Consider the following 1,048-nt stretch of genomic DNA (forward strand, 5'->3'; position numbering starts at 1 on the left):
TAAGGCTTGAGTAGGACTCACTGTGAAGATAAAAATCGCTCCCACAACACAAGCAATCATAGGCCCTACATAAGGAATGAACGATAGCACTCCTGCAAAGATACCTGTCATTACTCCATAGGGTATCCCAAACACGCTGTAACCAACCGCTATCATAACTCCTATGATAACTGCTTCAATCAGCTGACTCATCAAAAATTGGTCATAAGTCTCTAGTGCTACTTGTCCAATGTAAGTCAACTTTATCACCACCTTCTCTGGAAGAAAAACTTTTAGAAGTCGACTCGTCATCGCTGCCAAATGTTCCTTACTGGATAAAAATAAAAAGGTGAAGACTATAATCAAAAAGGCATTCATCAAACTTGAAAAAATATTGCCGATATTACTAGTCAGACCTGATAAAAAACCTATCAAAGCTTGGCTAATAGAGCTAGACTGTCCCTGAATTCCTGATACGATAGTTGACAACATGTCTTTGGTTACAAATTCCGAGCTGCCTAGCAATTTCCCAAGTTGAGTAAGGACTGTTGAAAGGACTGTTCCCAGCTGACTAATAGTCTGGGCTAGGGTTGGCAGCACCAAAACCAAAAGAGCAATCACGATTAAGATAAGAGCTAGGAAAACAAGTACCATGGCAATCGGACGACGCAACTCTGCCTTTACCTTCAATTTAACTAAGTACTGTTCAATTTTTTTCATGGGAACATTGAGCACAAAAGCAATAACAGCACCATAAATCAAGGTTGATATTACATCAAAGAGAGAGATTGCTCCTGATATAAAGCTCGATGCATTCAGAATTACAAGAGCAACCAGCCCTATAAAAAGTATTAACGGGGTGTATTTTTTTACTAAGTTCATAAATTCTCCTTAATAAACATGTTTAGATACGACTATACTATTTGGTTTTTCAAACTCTCGATTAAGGTAGGCTTGGTAAGTTCCTGGAGCGATAAATCCTTTGGGTGAGAGGATATCGGTGCCAGCCTGACCGACTATGGTATCAGCCAAGAGCACACAGTTTGTAGATAAGACAAAGTAGGATTTA

General features: G+C 39.2%; 1 protein-coding gene and 1 pseudogene. Both read right to left on the minus strand.

Annotation, left to right across the window (positions count from 1 at the left end; genetic code table 11):
- A partial coding sequence (locus E7C97_RS09570) for an AI-2E family transporter (protein WP_316109085.1) occupies nucleotides 1-861 on the minus strand: 861 nt, incomplete at its 3' end.
- A 9-nt stretch (nucleotides 862-870) separates the two neighbouring features.
- Nucleotides 871-1,048, minus strand: a pseudogene (locus E7C97_RS09575) (DUF308 domain-containing protein); the annotation flags it as partial.

Source organism: Streptococcus sp., from assembly GCF_032481935.1.
GTDB lineage: Bacteria > Bacillota > Bacilli > Lactobacillales > Streptococcaceae > Streptococcus.